The sequence below is a fragment of the Rhodanobacter thiooxydans genome (assembly GCF_021545845.1).
Taxonomy (GTDB): Bacteria; Pseudomonadota; Gammaproteobacteria; order Xanthomonadales; family Rhodanobacteraceae; genus Rhodanobacter.
Map to the genome: position 1 here is coordinate 2,720,056 of NZ_CP088923.1, position 13,981 is coordinate 2,734,036.

Annotated in this window: 16 protein-coding genes; 4 read left to right on the top strand and 12 right to left on the bottom strand. The window is 67.5% G+C overall.

Annotated features, from left to right (window positions below; all coding sequences use genetic code 11):
• The first annotated feature begins 11 nt into the window (after positions 1 to 11).
• Both yhbY and LRK53_RS12250 read left to right on the top strand, forming a co-directional pair.
• Complete coding sequence (gene yhbY, locus LRK53_RS12245) at positions 12 to 308, top strand: ribosome assembly RNA-binding protein YhbY (RefSeq protein ID WP_027492319.1); 297 nt, start codon at positions 12 to 14, stop codon at positions 306 to 308.
• Positions 308 to 685, top strand: coding sequence for an Mth938-like domain-containing protein (locus tag LRK53_RS12250; RefSeq protein ID WP_027492318.1), 378 nt, complete (start codon positions 308 to 310; stop codon positions 683 to 685). The genes yhbY and LRK53_RS12250 overlap by 1 nt, the downstream gene beginning before the upstream one ends.
• A 15-nt stretch (positions 686 to 700) precedes the next feature.
• Here LRK53_RS12250 and LRK53_RS12255 read toward each other — a convergent pair whose 3' ends face one another.
• Genes LRK53_RS12255 through surE form a run of 4 tightly spaced genes read right to left on the bottom strand, consistent with a single transcriptional unit; the run spans position 701 to position 3,839 of the window.
• A complete protein-coding gene (locus LRK53_RS12255) occupies positions 701 to 1,699 on the bottom strand; it encodes a peptidoglycan DD-metalloendopeptidase family protein (RefSeq protein WP_027492317.1) in 999 nt (332 codons plus the stop codon).
• A 50-nt stretch (positions 1,700 to 1,749) separates the two neighbouring features.
• Positions 1,750 to 2,358, bottom strand: coding sequence for a YqaA family protein (locus tag LRK53_RS12260; protein ID WP_027492316.1), 609 nt, complete (start codon positions 2,356 to 2,358; stop codon positions 1,750 to 1,752).
• Positions 2,358 to 3,038 carry a protein-L-isoaspartate(D-aspartate) O-methyltransferase gene (locus tag LRK53_RS12265; protein WP_027492315.1) on the bottom strand — a complete coding sequence of 227 codons (681 nt, stop codon included), beginning with the start codon at positions 3,036 to 3,038 and terminating at the stop codon, positions 2,358 to 2,360. The genes LRK53_RS12260 and LRK53_RS12265 overlap by 1 nt, the downstream gene beginning before the upstream one ends.
• A 3-nt stretch (positions 3,039 to 3,041) precedes the next feature.
• Positions 3,042 to 3,839, bottom strand: a complete 798-nt coding sequence (gene surE, locus LRK53_RS12270; RefSeq protein ID WP_235642175.1) for a 5'/3'-nucleotidase SurE — start codon at positions 3,837 to 3,839, stop codon at positions 3,042 to 3,044.
• A 148-nt stretch (positions 3,840 to 3,987) separates the two neighbouring features.
• On the opposite strand from surE, the gene LRK53_RS12275 reads away from it, so the two are divergent.
• The gene (locus LRK53_RS12275; protein WP_027492313.1) at positions 3,988 to 4,533 is read left to right on the top strand and encodes a Smr/MutS family protein; all 546 of its coding nucleotides are present in this window, start codon (positions 3,988 to 3,990) and stop codon (positions 4,531 to 4,533) included.
• 153 nt (positions 4,534 to 4,686) lie between these two features.
• Here LRK53_RS12275 and truD read toward each other — a convergent pair whose 3' ends face one another.
• The 6 genes from truD to eno all read right to left on the bottom strand — a co-directional run bounded on the left by truD (position 4,687) and on the right by eno (position 10,089).
• Entirely contained in the window at positions 4,687 to 5,697 is a 1,011-nt protein-coding gene (truD, locus tag LRK53_RS12280) for a tRNA pseudouridine(13) synthase TruD (protein ID WP_235642176.1), read from the bottom strand.
• Positions 5,698 to 5,873: 176 nt separating this feature from the next.
• Positions 5,874 to 7,268 carry a magnesium transporter gene (mgtE, locus tag LRK53_RS12285; protein ID WP_027492312.1) on the bottom strand — a complete coding sequence of 465 codons (1,395 nt, stop codon included), beginning with the start codon at positions 7,266 to 7,268 and terminating at the stop codon, positions 5,874 to 5,876.
• The gene (gene ispF, locus LRK53_RS12290) at positions 7,265 to 7,738 is read right to left on the bottom strand and encodes a 2-C-methyl-D-erythritol 2,4-cyclodiphosphate synthase (protein ID WP_027492311.1); all 474 of its coding nucleotides are present in this window, start codon (positions 7,736 to 7,738) and stop codon (positions 7,265 to 7,267) included. Before ispF ends, mgtE begins: the two co-directional genes overlap by 4 nt.
• Positions 7,738 to 8,433, bottom strand: coding sequence for a 2-C-methyl-D-erythritol 4-phosphate cytidylyltransferase (gene ispD, locus LRK53_RS12295; RefSeq protein ID WP_027492310.1), 696 nt, complete (start codon positions 8,431 to 8,433; stop codon positions 7,738 to 7,740). Before ispD ends, ispF begins: the two co-directional genes overlap by 1 nt.
• Positions 8,430 to 8,765: a cell division protein FtsB gene (gene ftsB, locus LRK53_RS12300; RefSeq protein ID WP_027492309.1), complete on the bottom strand. Its 336-nt coding sequence runs from the start codon at positions 8,763 to 8,765 to the stop codon at positions 8,430 to 8,432. The genes ispD and ftsB overlap by 4 nt, the downstream gene beginning before the upstream one ends.
• A gap of 10 nt (positions 8,766 to 8,775) precedes the next feature.
• Positions 8,776 to 10,089: a phosphopyruvate hydratase gene (eno, locus tag LRK53_RS12305; RefSeq protein ID WP_027492308.1), complete on the bottom strand. Its 1,314-nt coding sequence runs from the start codon at positions 10,087 to 10,089 to the stop codon at positions 8,776 to 8,778.
• A 362-nt stretch (positions 10,090 to 10,451) separates the two neighbouring features.
• Between eno and LRK53_RS12310 the strand changes: the two genes are divergently transcribed.
• Positions 10,452 to 11,363, top strand: a complete 912-nt coding sequence (locus LRK53_RS12310) for an IS110 family RNA-guided transposase (RefSeq protein ID WP_235642183.1) — start codon at positions 10,452 to 10,454, stop codon at positions 11,361 to 11,363.
• 18 nt (positions 11,364 to 11,381) lie between these two features.
• Here the strand turns inward: LRK53_RS12310 and kdsA are convergent, their stop codons facing one another.
• Both kdsA and pyrG read right to left on the bottom strand, forming a co-directional pair.
• A complete protein-coding gene (kdsA, locus tag LRK53_RS12315) occupies positions 11,382 to 12,215 on the bottom strand; it encodes a 3-deoxy-8-phosphooctulonate synthase (protein ID WP_027492307.1) in 834 nt (277 codons plus the stop codon).
• A gap of 91 nt (positions 12,216 to 12,306) precedes the next feature.
• A complete protein-coding gene (gene pyrG, locus LRK53_RS12320) occupies positions 12,307 to 13,977 on the bottom strand; it encodes a CTP synthase (RefSeq protein WP_027492306.1) in 1,671 nt (556 codons plus the stop codon).
• Between the last annotated feature and the right edge of the window lie 4 nt (positions 13,978 to 13,981).

Genomic DNA, 13,981 nt, shown 5'->3' on the forward strand with positions numbered 1-13,981 from the left:
AGCACCGCCGCATGGCCCTTTCCCCCTCGCAGATCCGCTACCTGCGCAGCCTTGCCCATGAGCTGAGCCCGGTCGTCCTGCTCGGCAACAAGGGCGCCAGCGAAGCCGTGGTGAAGGAGCTGGGCCTGGCGCTGGACATCCACGAACTGGTCAAGGTGAAACTGTCCGGCGGCGACAAGGAGGATCGGCAAGCCCAGATCGACACGCTGACCCGGGGCACCGAGGCCGAGCAGATCCACCAGATCGGCCATGTCGTGGTGCTGTTCCGTCGCAATACCGACGAACCGAAGATCGCCTTGCCACGCTGATGGACCTGTCACTCGAACGCCCCGAGGGCTTTCTCTACGTGCGCCGCGTCGGCGCGCGCGGCGTCACCTTGATCGACCGCGAACTCACCTGCAGTTTCCTGCTGGCGCCCGACCGCGCCGTCGAAAACTGGCCGGTTACCGCGGCCGATGCGCTGGATGCCAGCCATGTCGAGGCTCTGCTGGCGCTGCAGCCCGAGCTGGTATTACTGGGCACCGGCGAGCGCCAGGCGTTTCCGGCCGCCGCGTTCTTGGCCGGTTTCCTGCGCAAGGGCATCGGCATCGAGGTGATGGACAACGCCGCTGCCGCTCGCACCTACAACCTGCTGGCCGGTGAAGGGCGACGGGTGATTGCGGGGTTCATCCTGCCGGCGGCCTGACCGCCGCCACCGCGATCAACGCGGCGGCAGGTAGCCCAGCGGATCGACCGGATTGCCGTCCTTGCGGATCTGGAATCCCAGCTCGTCGCGGGTGGTGCCGGTCGAACCCATTTCGGCAATCTGCTGGCCCATGCTGACCCGCTGACCTTCCTTGACCAGGCGTCTGCGGTTATGGCCGTAGGCGGACAGGAAGCTGTCGTTGTGCTTGATGATCACCAGCTCGCCGTAGCCGACCAGGCCGTTGCCGCTGTACACCACCACGCCATCAGCGGCGGCGCGCACCACGTCGCCGGGCTTGCCGGCGATCTCGATGCCGGGAATCGCATCGCTGCTCTGGAAGCGGCCCACCAGACCGCCATCCGCGGGCCAGCGCCACTGTACGCCGCTGGTCACGCGTGAAACGCCCGCTGCCGCAGGCGCCGGCGGCGGCAAGGTCGTCGGCGCAGCCACCGGCACGCCAGCCACCGGCACCACCGACGTCGCCGCCGCTGCGGCGGGCACGGCCGGCTTTGCCGACGGCGGCACGCTCGCCGTGGTGGCGACCGGCGCGCTCACCGATGTGGATGAATGGACGGGCGGTGCACCCGGCGCGATCGGCGCGAACACCGGCGTCGAGTTCGACCGCGCCGACACCGTGGGTGCAGCACCGGCATGGCCGCGCGTGACCGCTACCGGTGCAGCGGCCGCCCTGGCTGGCGGCGAAAGCGTCAGCCGCTGGCCGGGCCAGATCGTATACGGCGCAGCGATGCCGTTCCATTGCGCCAGATCGCGGAAGTCCACGCCCTGGCGGAACGCGATCGAATACAGGGTGTCGCCCTTCATGACCGCATAGCTGCCGCCGGGAACCGGCGTGCGGGCAGGCGTCGCGGCAACAACGGCGGGGCGGTGCACACTGTAGGCGCCGGCCGTCGGTTCCACCACGACCGAGCTGCGCATGGTGCCGCAACCGGCAAACAGCAGAGTCGCAGCGAGGATGGCACAGCACGGAAGATATCGGTCCATGCGCACCAGCATACCGAGGCAGGCAGCCTTTTTCATGCGACGGCGCTGTGTGCCACGCGGGCTCAGTGCAACCAGAACCACCACCCCAGCAGCAAGGCCAGCAGCACCAGGGCGGCCCAGCCGATCCGCTCGATGTTTTCGTGCAGGATCCGTTCGGCACGCTCGCCCACCAGGCGAATCAGCAATGCCAGCAGCCACACACGCTTGCCGCGGCCCAGGCCGATGCAGAGCAGGAACGGCAGGATCGGCACACCGATGATGCCGCAGGCCCAGGTAACGAACTTCATCGGCACCACCGGCTGCAACGCCGCCAGGATCAGCACGCCGTACAAGCCCCAGCGATGCTCGACCATCTGCCGGCTCAAGGTCGCCACGCCCTGCTCGATCGGTGCCAGCAGGTGCAGCGTATCCAGCACCGGGCGCAGGGCATGGAACGCCCAATGGCCCAGCACATAACCCACCAGTGCGCCGAGCAGCGAGAACAGCAGGCTGACATTGGCGAAGAAGAACGCCCTGTGCCGCTTGCCCAGCATCATCGGCGCCAGCATCACTTCCGGCGGAATCGGAAAGATGAACGATTCGACGAAGCTCAACCCGGACAGGTAGTACAGCGCTCTCGGCTCGCGTGCCCAGCTCAGCGCACGCGCATAAAGTGCTCCGAACAGGCGCATCAGCCGATCCCGCCCAGCAGCGGTACGAAACTGACCGCGCCCAGTTCCTCCTGGATGAAATCGCCCTGCCCGTCGCTGCGCATACGGATCAGGGTCTGCCGGCTCGGCGAGCCGACCGGCGCCACCAGCACCCCGGTCGGGCTGAGCTGGTCGAGGATGCGGGTGGGAATGGTGTCGCTGGCGGCAGTGAGGATGATCGCGTCGAACGGCGCCTCGCCCGGCCAGCCCAGCTTGCCGTCGTCGTAGCGCGAACGCAGGTTGGTCAGGCCGAGCTGGCGGAAGCGCCGGCGCGCCTGGCGCAACAGGGCCTCGATCCGCTCCACCGTGAACACCTGCGGCACCAGCGCCGCCAGCACCGCCGCCTGGTAGCCGGAGCCGGTGCCGATCTCCAGCACCTTCTGCGGCACGCCGAACTCCAGCAGCGCCTCGGTCATGCGCGCCACCACCCACGGCTGCGAGATGGTCTGGCCGTGGCCGATCGGCAGCGCGTCGTTCTCGTAGGCGTGCGCATGCAGCGCCTGGTCGATGAAGTGATGGCGCGGCAGGTTGCGGATCACCTCGATCACCCGCGGATCGCGGATGCCGCTGTCCTTCAGCACCGCCACCAGGCGATCGCGTGCGCGTTGCGAGGTCATCCCCTCGCCCTTCAGGTCCGCGGCGGACAATGGATACGTGGTCATGGCTCAGGCCGCCTCATCGTCGCTGGCGCGGCCTGCCGCCATGGCGGCGCCCAGCGGCTGCATCCAGCTGCTGACTTTTTCCAGCGCCTGGAAGCGGGTCAGGTCGACATGGATCGGCGTGACGGAAACGAAGCCGCGCCGCACCGCATTGAAATCGGTGCCGGGGCCGGCATCGTCCACCTCGCCGGCCGGACCGATCCACCAGATCGGTCGCCCGCGCGGATCGGTCTGCGCGATGCACGGCGCCGCACGATGGCGGCGGCCGAGCCGGGTCACCTCGAAGCCTTTGATTTCCGCCCACGGCCGGTCCGGCACGTTGACGTTGAGGATGGTGTCGGCCGGCAGCGGATCGACCAGCAGCCGCTGCATCAGCAGCAACACCGCCTTCGCCGCCGAGTCGTAGTGCTCGCCCTTGTGGTCATGGCTGACCAGCGACACCGCAATCGCCGGCAGGCCCAGGAAGCGTCCTTCCATCGCCGCCGATACCGTGCCGGAATAGATCACGTCGTCGCCCAGGTTGGCCGAATTGTTGATGCCGGAGACGACCATGTCGGGCTCTTCGTCCAGCAGGCCGGACAACGCCAGGTGCACGCAATCGGTCGGCGTGCCGGCCACCCGGTAGTAGCCGTTGGCCATCGGCAGCACGCGCAGCGGCGCATCGAGGGTCAGCGAATTGCTGGCGCCGGAGCGGTCGCGGTCGGGCGCCACCACCGTCACCTGGGCCACTTCGCCGAGGCGCTCGGCAAGCACGCGGATGCCAGTTGCATCCACGCCATCGTCGTTGCTGACCAAAACTCGCATGATGCTCCGTCGAAAGCTGATTGCGGACACGCTTCCATGACCCCACAGTGCGCGCCACAATTGTCGAGTTTACCGGAGCGCGGCGCGGGTTTCACATCGCGCGTATCCGCTTTCCCGCCACGCACGCACTTTGACTTAGCATGCAGGCATGAAGCGCCGCACACCTGCGCCAGTCAACGACGACGACAGCCGCCTGTTCCGCGAGGCGATCGGCGACGTGCGCCCGCTGGTCTCGGCGCCAGCGCCTCCGGCGGCCCCGAAGCCCGCGCCGCATCCGCGCATGCTGGAGGCGGACGAAGCGGCAGTGCCGGGAGAACTGCTGGACATGGCGTTCGACCCGGCCCTGCTCGAAGTGGGCGAGGAACTGGCCTACCTGCGCGATGGCTATCCGCCGAAACTGCTGCGCCAACTCAAGCGCGGCCAGTTCAGCGTGCAGGACGACCTCGACCTGCACCAGATGAACGCCGCCGCCGCGCAGGCCAGCATCGCCGCCTTCCTGGCGGAGGCGAAACAACACGGCCTGCGCTGCGTGCGCATCGTGCACGGCAAGGGCCTGCGCTCGAAAGCCGCCGGACCGGTACTGAAAGGCCTCACCGACCGCCTGCTGCGCCGGCGCGACGACGTGATCGCCTTCGCTTCCGCGCGGCCGGCGCAGGGCGGCACCGGCGCGGTCATCGTCCTGCTCAAGAGCTAGCTGGAAGCCTCGGATAACCCGTCATTCCTGCGTAAGCAGGGTTTTCAACAGACGAACGTCTGGTCATCCAATGCCTTTCAAACCCTTCGAAAGCAATGGCGCTGGATCCCGGCTTGCGCCGGGATGACGAACAAAAGAGGGTTTTCAAGGTTCCTACAGTGTCGAGGCCAGCTCGCGCACCACCACCGTGGCGTACGTGCCGGCTGGCAGCTCGAACGACAGTTCCAGCGCGTCGTCGTCCAGCCAGCGCCAGTGCAGGTCTTTCGGCAGCAGACGCAGCGGGCGGCGCTCCTGCTCCATCCGCGCCGCAGCGAGACCGGCGGCCAGGTCGTCGTTCGCCGCAGCGACTTCGCGCTCGAGCGCGCCGGCCTCGCCGGTGGCGGGCGGCTCGCCCTGCCCCCACAACGGGCCGGACGGATGGATGTCGGCGCGCGCCAGCCGTTCGGCCAGCACGTCGGTGAACGGTTCCGGGCCGAACCAGGAGCGCGAGCCGGCCAGCGACCAGATCTCGCCATCCAGTGGCGTGTCCCAGGCGACACGCCCGACCCGCGCCGCCAGCACGGCGTTGAAGATGTGCGAACGGGCGGCCGACAGCAGAAACGAACGCTGGTCGCGGTCCACCCGGCGCCCCCCGAACATCGCCCGCGCCTGCGCCACGTTACCGCCCTCGCGGCCAAAGCGCTGCTCGCCGAAATAGTTGGGCACGCCGCGCGCGGCGATCTGCGTCAGCACCTGTTCCGCTGCGGCGCGGTCGCCGGCCACTTCGCGCAGCACCAGCACGAAGCGATTGCCGCGCAAGGCGCCGCGCTTCAGCTTGCGTGCATGCCGCGTCGCCGCCAGCACCTTCACGTCGGCATGCGGGAAAGCCGACCAGTCCGGATCGGGCTTGCCCGCCAGCTGCACCGAGAACATCTGGCGGGTGACCGCGTGGCGGTCCTTCAGCCCCGCGTAGCCCACCGCGACCGGCGGCACGCCAGCGAACTTCGCCAGCTCGCGCGCCACCCAGTCGGTGTTCGCGCCGCGCTTCTCCACCCACAGCAGGGCGTGTTCACCGCTGCCGTCGGCGTCGTAGCCAAGGATCTCCTCGACCTGAAAATCCTCCGGCATGCTGCGCAGCCGGGCGGCAAGAGGCGGAGTGCCGTGGGCGTAGGGAAGTTCTTGCATGAGGAAAATAGTTTCTTAGGGCGTCATTCCCGCGCAAGCGGGAATCCATTTTGACGCGTGACTGAAGAGCAGGATGGATTCCCGCTTGACCAGCCCTTCGGCTGTTGAGCGCCGCGGGAATGACGCCCCGCCAGCTTGGGGTTCGACAACCTGGAACCAGGTCCGGCAGGTAGTGGTTACATCAGGAACACCGTCGCCAGCCCCAGGAAAATGAAGAAGCCGCCGCTGTCGGTCATCGCGGTGATCAGCACACTGGAACCCAGCGCCGGGTCACGGCCGAACTTCGTCATCAGCACCGGGATACCGACGCCGACGAACGCCGCCAGCAGCAAGTTCAGCGTCATCGCCGCGGTCATCACCAGGCCCAGCGAGACACTGTCGTACAGCAGCCACGCGACAACACCGATCACCCCGCCCCAGACCAGCCCGTTCAGCAGCGACACGGTCAGCTCCTTGCGCCACAGCCGCTTGGCGCTTTCGGCGGTGATCTGGTTCAGTGCCAGCGCGCGCACGATCATGGTGGTGGTCTGGTTGCCGGAGTTGCCGCCAATGCCGGCCACGATCGGCATCAGCGCGGCCAGCGCCACCAGCCGCTCGATCGAGCCCTCGAACAAGCCGATCACGCGCGAGGCGATGAAGGCGGTGACCAGGTTGATCGCCAGCCAGGCCCAGCGGTTCTTCAGCGAAGCCCACACCGAGGCGAAGATGTCCTCCTCCTCGCGCAGGCCGCCGCGGCTGAGTGCCTCGCTCTCGCCTTCCTCGCGGATCACGTCGACCATCGCGTCGATGGTGATGCGGCCAATCAGGTGGCCACGCTCGTCGACCACCGGCGCGGTCACCAGGTCGTAGCGTTCGAACGCCTGCGCCACGTCGTAGGCGTCGTCGGTGGGGTGGAAGGTGTTGACGTCCGGCGCCATCACCGCGCTGACCATCTTCTCCGGCGGATTGACCAGCAGCCAGTGCAGCGGCAGCACGCCGGTGAGCAGGTTGCCGTGGTTGATCACGAACAGCTTGTCGGTCTGCGCGGGCAGCTCGTCGAAGCGGCGCAGGTAGCGCAGCACCACCTCCAGGCTGACGTCCTCGCGGATGGTGACCATCTCGAAATCCATCAGTGCGCCGACCTGGTCCTCCTCGTAGGACAGCGCCGACTGCACCTGCTCGCGCTGCTGCGTGTCCAGGCTGGCCATCAGCTCAGGCAGCACCGCGGTGGGCAGGTCCTCGACCAGGTCGGCCAGCTCGTCCGCGTCCAGCGGCTCGACCGCGGCGAGGATCTCATGGCGGTCCATGTCCGCGATCAGCGATTCGCGCACCGCGTCGGAGACTTCCAGCAGGATCTCGCCGTCGCGGTCGGCCTTGACCAGCTGCCAGACCGCCAGGCGATCGTCCAGCGGCAGCGATTCGAGGATGAAGGCGATGTCGGCCGGGTGCAGCTCGTCCAGCTGCTGGCGTAGATCCGCCAGCACCTCGGCCGGCAGGCGGCCGTCCTCCTCATGCCGGTGCAGCAGGTCGACGATGGTTTCGAGCTGGTCGTGCAGCCGGCTTGCGGCGCTGCGGGCTTCCAGCTCGATCACGAGCGCTCCAACAGGACGCATGCCTGCGCGGCAATACCCTCGCCGCGGCCGCAGAAGCCGAGATTTTCCGTGGTGGTGGCTTTCACGCTGATGCGACCGACTTCGCAGCCCAGGTCGGCGGCGAGGTTCCCGCGCATCGCCTGCGCGTGCGGCCCGACCTTCGGCGCTTCGCCGATCACGGTGACATCGGCGTTGCCCAGCGTGTAGCCGTGCTGCGCCATCAGCATCGCCGCGTGGCGCAGGAACTGGCGGCTGTCGGCATCGCGCCAGCGCTCGTCGGTGGGCGGGAAGTGCTGGCCGATGTCGCCCAGCGCGAGCGCGCCGAAAATCGCGTCGCACAGCGCGTGGATCACCACGTCGCCGTCCGAGTGCGCCACCACGCCGCGGCGATACGGCACGCGCACGCCGCCGAGGGTGACGTGGTCGCCCTCGCCGAATGCATGTACGTCGAAACCCTGTCCTATACGCATTACGTCGTCCTGGAAAGCATGAACTCGGCCAGCGCGAAATCCGCCGCCGTGGTCACCTTGATGTTGTCCTCAGCGCCTTCGACCAGCCGCGGCGCGAAGCCGGCCTGCTCCATCGCCATCGCCTCGTCGCTGACGTTCACGCCGCGCCGTGCCGCCTCGCGCAACGCCGTCGCCAGTTGACCACGGCGGAACATCTGCGGCGTGAAGGCACGCCAACGCAGCTCGCGCGGCTCGGTCAGCGCGCTGCGCCCGGCCGCATCCGCCCGCTTCAGCGTGTCGCGCAGCGGCGCACCGAGCAGTCCGCCGTCACCGGCGCCGGCCAGCTCGATCAGCTTGCCGATGTCGGCCAGCCGCACGCAGGGCCGCGCGGCATCGTGCACCAGCACGAAGTCGTCCGCGCCCACCGACACCGGCAGCGCGTCGATCCCGGCCAGTACCGAATCGCTGCGCTCGACGCCGCCGACCGCGGTCAGCACCGGCTTGCCGTTGAGGCAATCGACGCCGGGCCACCGTGCATCACTGGCGGCCAGCGTCACCAGCAGGCCGCCGATCCACGGATGCGCGGCGAGCCGTTCCAGCGTGTGCGCGATCAGCGGCCGCCCAGCCAGCGGCAGGTATTGCTTCGGGCAGTCACCGCCGACCCGTGTGCCACGCCCCGCGGCGGGCACCACGCACCACAGCGTCGGCGCGCTCATGGCGACCCGGCAGGCTTGGCGGGCGGCGGTGGCGGCAACGCACTGCCGGCGCGGGCCGGCTGCTCGACCACCTGGTAGAACACCTCGCCCGGCTTGATCAGACCCAGCTCGGTGCGTGCACGCGCCTCGACCGCCTGGTCGCCGTGCTTCAGGTCCAGCACGTCGGCACCGACCGCCTGGTTGCGCTGCAGCAGCTTCGTGTTCTCGTCGGCCTGCTTCTTCACCGCCACGCGCAAGGCGTCCACCTCATGCATGCTGCCACTGCCGGTCCACAGCTTCAGCTGCAGGCCGATCAGCAGCAGGAGCAGAACCAGGGCGACCCAGCGCAGCATGGGCGGCCGTTCAGCCGGGCAGTCGGGTCAGGTTCGGGAACGCCTCGCGACCGGCGTAGCGCGCGGCCGAGCCCAGCGCCTCCTCGATGCGCAACAGCTGGTTGTACTTCGCCACGCGGTCGCTGCGGCACAGCGAGCCGGTCTTGATCTGGGTCGCGGTGGTGGCCACCGCGATGTCGGCGATGGTGGTGTCCTCGGTTTCGCCGGAGCGGTGCGAGATCACCGCCGCGTACTTCGCCGCATCGGCCATCGCGATCGCTTCCAGCGTCTCGGACAGCGTGCCGATCTGGTTCACCTTGATCAGGATCGCGTTGGCGATCTTCTTCTCGATGCCTTCGCGGAAGATCACCGGGTTGGTCACGAACAGGTCGTCGCCGACCACCTGCACGCGGTCGCCGATCGCATCGGTGAGCAGCTTCCAGCCGTCCCAGTCGCCTTCGGCCATGCCGTCTTCGATGGTGACGATGGGGTACTGCTTCGCCCAGCCGGCCAGCAGGTCGACGAACTCGGCCGAGCTGTACTGCTTGCCTTCGCCGGCGAGGTCGTACTTGCCGTTCCTGTAGAACTCCGAGCTGGCCGCGTCGAGGCCGAGCAGGATCTCGCTGCCGACCTTGTAGCCGGTCTTGTGGATGGCTTCGAGAATGGTGTCGATCGCCTCGACGTTGGAACGCAGGTTCGGCGCGAAGCCGCCTTCGTCGCCCACCGCGGTGGCAAGGCCGCGGCCGTGCAGCACGCTCTTCAGTGCATGGAAGATCTCCGCGCCGGCACGCAGCGCCTCGGCGAAGCTCGGCATGCCCACCGGCAGCACCATGAACTCCTGCACGTCGACGTTGTTGTCGGCGTGCGCGCCGCCATTGATGATGTTCATCATCGGCACCGGCAGCGCGCCGGGCTTGCCGGTGGTGCCGTTGATCTCCGCCAGGTACTGCCACAGCGCCTGCTTGCGCTGGGCGGCCACCGCATGGGCGGCCGCCATCGACACGCCGAGCAGCGCATTGGCGCCCAGCTTGCCCTTGTTCGGCGTGCCGTCGAGGTTGATCAGCGTGGCGTCCAGGCCGCCCTGGTTGGCCGCATCGAAACCCTTCAGCGCGCTGGCGATGGCGCCGTTGACGTTGGCCACCGCCTTCTTCACGCCCTTGCCGCCGTAGCGCGACTTGTCGCCGTCGCGCAGCTCGACCGCCTCGCGCGACCCGGTAGAGGCGCCGCTGGGCACCGCGGCGCGGCCGAAGCCGCCGCCGGCCAGGGTGATTTCGGCCTCCAGCGTGGGGTTGCCGCGCGAGTCGAGGATTTCACGGGCGTGGATGCGGGTGATCGTGGTGGTCATGTCGGTCCAGTGCGTGGGAATGTTCAACGAAATCGTGTTGTTGTAGGAGCGCACCTTGTGCGCGAGCTTTTCGTCACGCGACGAAGAGCATCGCGCACAGGGTGCGCTTGTATGTTTGGTCCCGGCAAGCGAGAAAGAGCTTGCCGGGGTGGAGGGACCAGGTTCGCATCTGGCCAAAGGCACAGACGGTAGGAGACTTCGTCCCGCCCCTCACCACCAGCGCCAATAAGGAATCTATCGGCCTTTGGGACCGACGATTTGTGGCAAGCCAGCGCAGGTGAGTTCCCGGCAAGCGCCCTGAAAGCTACCCGGGAGAACCCCTCATGGCAATGCATGTTGAAGCTCGATTGATTGGCGCCGATGTGGCCAAGGCGGAGCTGGTGATTCGCCAGTCCTGGTCGTCGGATGTGGTGAAGTTGAGCAATGAACGCAAGGCGATCGACCGCTACCTCAAGACGCTGGCCGGCCCCGTGTGCCTGGCGGTGGAAGCGACCAACGTCTTTCACGTCCTGCTGGTCGAGCGGGCTCACGCGTTGGGGCATTCGATCTACGTGATTGATGGCCTGCGGCTGAAGCGCTACCGCGAAAGCATCGGCGGACGAGCCAAGACCGATGCGTCGGACGCCGCCTTGCTATTGCGCTACCTCACGCATGAAAAGAGCGATCTGCGGGCGTGGACCCCGCCGCCAGCGGGCTATGCCACGGTCCAGCGTCTACTGCGCCGTCGCGCCGTGCTGGTTCAGGCACAAACGACCTTGCGTCAGAGCCTGCAATGCCTGCCGGAGCTAAAGACCTCCACGCGCGCCATGCTGGCCAAGATGGCCCACCTGCAGCACCTCATCGACCAACGCGTGCAGAAGGCACTGCTGCATCAAGGCTGGAACGCCGACGCACGACGCTGTGAGGGGATCGAGGGGATCGGCCCCGTCACCGCCGCCGCCCTGACCCTGATCTTCCACCGCGGCGCCTTCAAGAGCGCCGATGCCTACATCGCCTTCATCGGCATGGACGTCCGTGTCCGCGAGTCAGGCACCTTCAGCGGACGACGCAAGCTGACCAAGAAAGGGGACCCGGAACTGCGCCGGTTGCTTTACATGGCCGCCATGACCGCTTGTCGATCGTCCACCTGGAAACCCTTCTACGAGCGTGCCATGGCACGTGGCTTGACCCGCATCCAGGCGCTGGTCGCGCTCGGACGCAAACTCGCACGTATCGCCTTCGCGCTGCTCAAAAACCAGTCCAACTACCGCGCCAAGGCGCATCAGATGGCTTGACTAACAACATAGAATCTCCTACACGTCTTGTTCGAGGAAGCGGTGCCGCTTGGTCACGGCGTCCAGCTCCAGCAGGGTCTCCAGCAGCGCCTCCATTTTGTCCAGCGGCCACGCGTTCGGGCCGTCGGACAATGCCTTGCTGGGATCGGGATGGGTCTCGGCGAACAGGCCGGCCACGCCGACCGCGACCGCCGCACGCGCCAGTACCGGCACGAACTCGCGCTGGCCGCCGGAGCTGGCACCCTGGCCGCCCGGCAGCTGCACCGAGTGGGTGGCGTCGAACACCACTGGGCAGCCGGTTTCGCGCATCACGCTGAGCGAGCGCATGTCCGAGACGAGATTGTTGTAGCCGAAGCTGGCGCCGCGTTCGCAGACCATGATGTGGTCGTTGCCGACGGCCTTGGCCTTGGCCACCACGTGCCTCATGTCCCACGGCGCCAGGAACTGGCCCTTCTTGATGTTCACCGGCTTGCCGGCGCGCGCCACCTTCTGGATGAAGTCGGTCTGCCGGCACAGGAAGGCCGGCGTCTGCAGCACGTCGACCACCGATGCCACTTCGTCCATCGGGGTGTACTCGTGCACGTCGGTGAGCACCGGCACGCCGATCTGCCGCTTCACCTCGCCCAGGATGCGCAGGCCCTCCTCCATACCCGGACCACGGAAGCTGTCGCCGGAGGAACGGTTGGCCTTGTCGAAGCTCGACTTGAAGATGAAGTTCACGCCGAGTCGCGCGGTGATTTCCTTCAGCGTGCCGGCGGTGTCCAGCTGCAACTGCTCGGACTCCACCACGCAGGGGCCGGCAATCAGGAACAGCGGCTGGTCCAGGCCAACCTCGAAGTTGCAAAGTTTCATCGCTGCAGCCCTCGTGGCTGCAGCGACGTCGTCGGCCCGTCATCCCGGCCATGGATTGGCCGGGACCCAGTTACAGGGAGGTGAATAGCCTTCATGCCACGTGCTCTCTGGCCAGCTTCTCGCCCTCGCGCACGGCCTTGTATTCGCGCGCGGCACGCACGAAGCCGATGAACAAGGGGTGGCCGTCGCGCGGGGTGGAGGTGAACTCCGGGTGCGCCTGGCAGCCGAGGAACCACGGGTGCTGCTGTTGCGGCAACTCGACGATCTCCACCAGCAGGTCGTCCATCGACTTGCCGGAGATCACCAGGCCCAGGTCCTCGAAGCTCTGGCGATAGCGGTTGTTGAACTCGTAGCGGTGGCGATGGCGCTCGCGCACCACGTCCTGGCCGTACAGCTCGCGCGCCAGCGTGCCGGCCTTGAGGCGGCATTCCTGCGCGCCCAGGCGCATGGTGCCGCCGAGGTCGGAACGGTCGCTGCGCTGCTCGACTTCGCCGCTCGCGGTGGTCCATTCGGTGATCAGCGCGATCACCGGGTTCGACGTGTTGCGGTCGTTCTCGCTGGAGTCGGCGTCTTCCAGACCGGCGACGTGGCGGGCGAAATCCACCACCGCCGCGTGCATGCCGTAGCAGATGCCGAAGTACGGCACGCCGCGCTCACGGGCGTACTTTGCCGCCAGCACCTTGCCCTCGAAGCCGCGCTTGCCGAAACCACCGGGCACCAGGATCGCATCGGCCTTGCCGAGCACCTTCGCGGCGCCTTCGGCCTCCACCTGCTCGGAGTCGACCCAGTCCAGGTTCACCCGCGTCAGCTGCTTGATGCCGCCGTGGCGCAGCGCCTCGCCCAGCGACTTGTAGGCGTCCTTGTGCTCGACGTACTTGCCGACAATGGCGATGGTGACCTCGCTCTTCGGATGCTCCACCGCATCGACCGTGCGCTGCCATTCGGACAGGTCCGCCGGCTTGGCGTCCAGGCCGAGCCTCTTCACCACGATGTCGTCCAGCCCCTGCTGGTGCAGGTACAACGGCTGCTTGTAGATGATGTCCACGTCGGTGGCGCTGATCACCGCGTTTTCCGGCACGTTGGTGAACAGCGCGATCTTGCGCCGCTCGCTCTCGGGCAGCGGCTGCTCGCAGCGGCACAGCAGGACGTCCGGCTGGATGCCGATCGAGCGCAGTTCCTTCACCGAGTGCTGGGTGGGCTTGGTCTTGATCTCGCCGGCGGCCTTGATGTACGGCACCAGGGTGAGGTGCATGAACACCACCTTCTCCGGGCCATGCTCGATGCGCAGCTGGCGGATCGCCTCCAGGAACGGCAGCGACTCGATATCGCCCACCGTGCCGCCGATCTCCACCAGCGCCACGTCGAAGCCGCGGGTGGCCTCGTGGATGCAGTGCTTGATCTCGTCGGTGATATGCGGGATCACCTGCACGGTGGCGCCGAGATAGTCGCCGCGGCGCTCCTTGCGGATCACGCTCTCGTAAATCTTGCCGGTGGTGATCGAGTTCTTGCCGGTCAGGCGGGTGCGCACGAAGCGCTCGTAGTGGCCGAGGTCGAGGTCGGTCTCGGCGCCGTCGTCGGTCACGTAGACCTCGCCGTGCTGGAACGGACTCATCGTGCCCGGATCCACGTTGATGTAGGGATCGAGCTTCATCATGGTGACCGAAAGGCCGCGTGCTTCGAGAATGGAAGCGAGCGACGCCGCAGCAATGCCCTTGCCAAGCGAGGACACCACACCGCCGGTGACGAAAATCAGGGGGGTCATGGAA

Coding starts and splice junctions, on each gene's coding strand:
- yhbY (WP_027492319.1), top strand. CDS start 12: ATGGCCCTTTCCCCCTCGCAGATCCGCTACCTGCGCAGCCTTGCCCAT.
- pyrG (WP_027492306.1), bottom strand. CDS start 13,977: ATGACCCCCCTGATTTTCGTCACCGGCGGTGTGGTGTCCTCGCTTGGC.
- LRK53_RS12265 (WP_027492315.1), bottom strand. CDS start 3,038: ATGACCACGTATCCATTGTCCGCCGCGGACCTGAAGGGCGAGGGGATG.
- surE (WP_235642175.1), bottom strand. CDS start 3,839: ATGCGAGTTTTGGTCAGCAACGACGATGGCGTGGATGCAACTGGCATC.
- truD (WP_235642176.1), bottom strand. CDS start 5,697: ATGCAAGAACTTCCCTACGCCCACGGCACTCCGCCTCTTGCCGCCCGG.
- eno (WP_027492308.1), bottom strand. CDS start 10,089: ATGACCACCACGATCACCCGCATCCACGCCCGTGAAATCCTCGACTCG.
- LRK53_RS12260 (WP_027492316.1), bottom strand. CDS start 2,358: ATGCGCCTGTTCGGAGCACTTTATGCGCGTGCGCTGAGCTGGGCACGC.
- kdsA (WP_027492307.1), bottom strand. CDS start 12,215: ATGAAACTTTGCAACTTCGAGGTTGGCCTGGACCAGCCGCTGTTCCTG.
- LRK53_RS12275 (WP_027492313.1), top strand. CDS start 3,988: ATGAAGCGCCGCACACCTGCGCCAGTCAACGACGACGACAGCCGCCTG.
- ispD (WP_027492310.1), bottom strand. CDS start 8,433: ATGAGCGCGCCGACGCTGTGGTGCGTGGTGCCCGCCGCGGGGCGTGGC.
- ftsB (WP_027492309.1), bottom strand. CDS start 8,765: ATGCTGCGCTGGGTCGCCCTGGTTCTGCTCCTGCTGCTGATCGGCCTG.
- LRK53_RS12255 (WP_027492317.1), bottom strand. CDS start 1,699: ATGCTGGTGCGCATGGACCGATATCTTCCGTGCTGTGCCATCCTCGCT.
- LRK53_RS12250 (WP_027492318.1), top strand. CDS start 308: ATGGACCTGTCACTCGAACGCCCCGAGGGCTTTCTCTACGTGCGCCGC.
- ispF (WP_027492311.1), bottom strand. CDS start 7,738: ATGCGTATAGGACAGGGTTTCGACGTACATGCATTCGGCGAGGGCGAC.